This window comes from Roseisolibacter sp. H3M3-2, assembly GCF_029211165.1.
GTDB lineage: Bacteria > Gemmatimonadota > Gemmatimonadetes > Gemmatimonadales > Gemmatimonadaceae > Roseisolibacter.
This window is the reverse complement of record NZ_JARGEK010000534.1, coordinates 1-2,494: the sequence shown is the minus strand read 5'-3', so window position 1 is coordinate 2,494 and position 2,494 is coordinate 1. Positions and strand designations below refer to the sequence as shown.

The following is a 2,494-nucleotide window of genomic DNA, read 5'->3' as shown; positions in this document are numbered from 1 at the left end:
CGCGGCGCGGCGCCCGCCGCCGTCCCCGCGGCGCCGGCCGCCCCCGCCTGGACGCCCACCCCCGCGGCCAACCGGCCGGGGATGGGGTCGTGGCTCGGCGACCGCCGCGCGTTCGCGGTCGGCGACATCATCACCGTGCTCGTCGACGACTACACCATCTCGTCGGCGGTCAAGGACGACCTCGCGCAGCAGCGCCGCACGCGCGACCTCGGCGCCAGCGTCGACATCAACTCCGGCTCCAAGCCGACGAGCATCGACGCCCGCATCGGGACGCGCAACGACGGCAACACGCAGCAGCGCGGCGAGGCCCGGCGCGAGAACCGCTTCCAGAGCGAGATGAGCGTCCGGATCGTCGCCGCCGGCCCGAACGACACCTACCAGGTGCGCGGCACGCGCCTCATCGACGTCGACAAGGGGAAGCAGGACGTCGTCGTCACCGGCTGGGTGCGCGCGCAGGACGTCTCGACCAACAACACGGTCGAGTCGGCGCGCCTCGCCGACGCGCAGATCGCCTACCAGTCCCCCGGCCCGCTCGGCAAGACCAAGAGCGGGCTGCTCACGCGCATCGTCGGCCTCGTCTGGCCGTGACCGGGACCCGTCCCATGTGGCGTCTCCTCTCCCGCCTGCTCGGCCGCCCCGCGCCGCGCCCCACGACGCGCCGCGCCACCGACGCGCTGGCGCGCGCCGCCGAGCTGGCGGCGCACCAGGCGGGCGACGCCCGCCGCGCCGCGCAGCTGCGCGACGTGCTGCGCGCCGCCGACGCCCGCAACCTCGGCGCCAAGGAGGCCGCGGTGACCGAGCTGCTGCGCGTCCCCGGCGTCGCCGACCAGTCGCGCCTCACGCCGCCGATCGGCTTCGAGGGGATCCGCCGCCGCGGCGGGCGCAACTTCCTCCCCGCGCTGCTGCTGGGCGCGGCGCTGGGCGCGGCGCTCGCGGCGCCAGCCGCCGCGCCGGCGCAGACGACGATCCGCGACCTCACGATCGCCGAGGGCGCGGCGCCGATCCGGCTCACCGGCTACGGCATCGCCGTGGGGCTCGACGGCACGGGCGACCGCACGATGGGCGGCGGCACGCGCGGCGGCGGGATGACGGTGCAGAGCGTCGTCAACCTGCTGCGCAACTTCAACGTCGTGATCCCCCCCGAGCTGGTGCGGACGCGCAACGCCGCGGTGGTGCTGGTGACCGCCGAGGTGTCGCCGTACCTGCGCGCCGGCGGCCGCTTCGAGGTGCACGTGTCGTCGCTCGGCGACGCGCGGTCGTTGCGCGGCGGGGTGCTGTACATGGCGCCGCTGGTCGCCGAGGCGGGCGGGCGCCCGGTCGGCGTGGCGCAGGGCGCGCTGCTGCTGAGCGAGGCCGCCGACGGGCGCGCGGCGTACGGCGCCGCGCGCACCCCCGAGACGACGGCGCGCATCCCGAGCGGCGGGCAGCTGGAGGCCGACATGCCGCGCCCGCAGTTCGCCGGCGGGACGCGCCTGCTGCTCAAGGAGCCCGACGTGACCACCGCGTCGCGCATCGCGGCGGCGGTGAACCAGGCGCTGGGCGGCACGGCGGCGCGGGTCGAGGACCCGGGCGCGGTGGCGCTGACGCTCCCCGACAGCGGCAACCGCGCCGAGGTGCTGGGGCGCATCGCCGCGCTGCCGGTGCGCGCCGAGCGCGCGCCGCGGCTGGTGATCGACGCCCGCGACGGCACCGTGGTCGCCGGCGGCGCGCTGACGGTCGCCGTGGCGGTGGTGAGCCACGGCGGCGTGACGCTGACGATCGGCGGCGACTCGACCGCCGCGCCGGCGGCGGGCGCGGCGCGCCAGGACGCGGTGCCGGGCGACGTGCGCATCGCGCCCGGGACGTCGGTGCAGCGGCTGGCCGCGGCGCTGCACGCGGTGCAGACGCCGGCGTCGGACATCGCGGCGATCTTCGCCGCGCTGCGCGAGGTCGGCGCGATCGCCGCCGAGGTCGTGGTCCGCTGATGCGCGTCGTCAACGCCCCCGGCTCCCCCGTGGCGTCCGCGCCACGCGAGGGCGACGACGCCAGGCTGCGGAAGGTCGCGCGGCAGATGGAAGGCGTCTTCGTGCAGGAGCTCTACAAGGCCATGCGCGCCACCGTCCCGCAGAGCGAGGGGGCGGTCGGGGGCGGCGCGGGCGAGGAGATGTTCACGGGACTCATGGATCAGCACCTCGCGACCGAGACTCCCCACGCGTGGGGGCGCGGGCTGGGCGAGGCGATCTACCAGCACCTGCGCGGCCGGCTCGCTCGCGAGAGCGGGGCGGCGGCCGCTCCGACCGAACCGGCGCCGACGACGCCCGCGCCGCAGCCGCTCCCGCTGCGCGACGTCCCGGCGGCGATGCCCCTCACCGCGACCCCCGAGGCAGGCCGATAGATGGCGCCCCTCCCCACGCCCCACGCGCAGATGCCGACCGTCCTCCCCCGCCCCGCCGGCGCCGTCGCGGCCGCCGCGGCCTACGGGGCGGGCGCGCCGGCGCTGCGCCCGGCCGGCGAC

General features: G+C 78.1%; 3 protein-coding genes. All 3 read left to right on the top strand.

Annotated features, from left to right (window positions below):
• The coding region (locus PYV61_RS24115) for a flagellar basal body L-ring protein FlgH (RefSeq protein WP_275836424.1) at positions 1-588 on the top strand (588 nt) is incomplete at its 5' end.
• A 14-nt stretch (positions 589-602) separates the two neighbouring features.
• The gene (locus PYV61_RS24110; RefSeq protein WP_275836423.1) at positions 603-1,964 is read left to right on the top strand and encodes a flagellar basal body P-ring protein FlgI; all 1,362 of its coding nucleotides are present in this window, start codon (positions 603-605) and stop codon (positions 1,962-1,964) included.
• A complete protein-coding gene (locus PYV61_RS24105) occupies positions 1,964-2,374 on the top strand; it encodes a rod-binding protein (RefSeq protein ID WP_275836422.1) in 411 nt (136 codons plus the stop codon). Before PYV61_RS24110 ends, PYV61_RS24105 begins: the two co-directional genes overlap by 1 nt.
• Positions 2,375-2,494 lie beyond the last annotated feature (120 nt).

Excerpts from the sequence above, each read along its gene's own strand:
- PYV61_RS24110 (WP_275836423.1), top strand. The coding sequence starts at position 603 with ATGTGGCGTCTCCTCTCCCGCCTGCTCGGCCGCCCCGCGCCGCGCCCC.
- PYV61_RS24105 (WP_275836422.1), top strand. The coding sequence starts at position 1,964 with ATGCGCGTCGTCAACGCCCCCGGCTCCCCCGTGGCGTCCGCGCCACGC.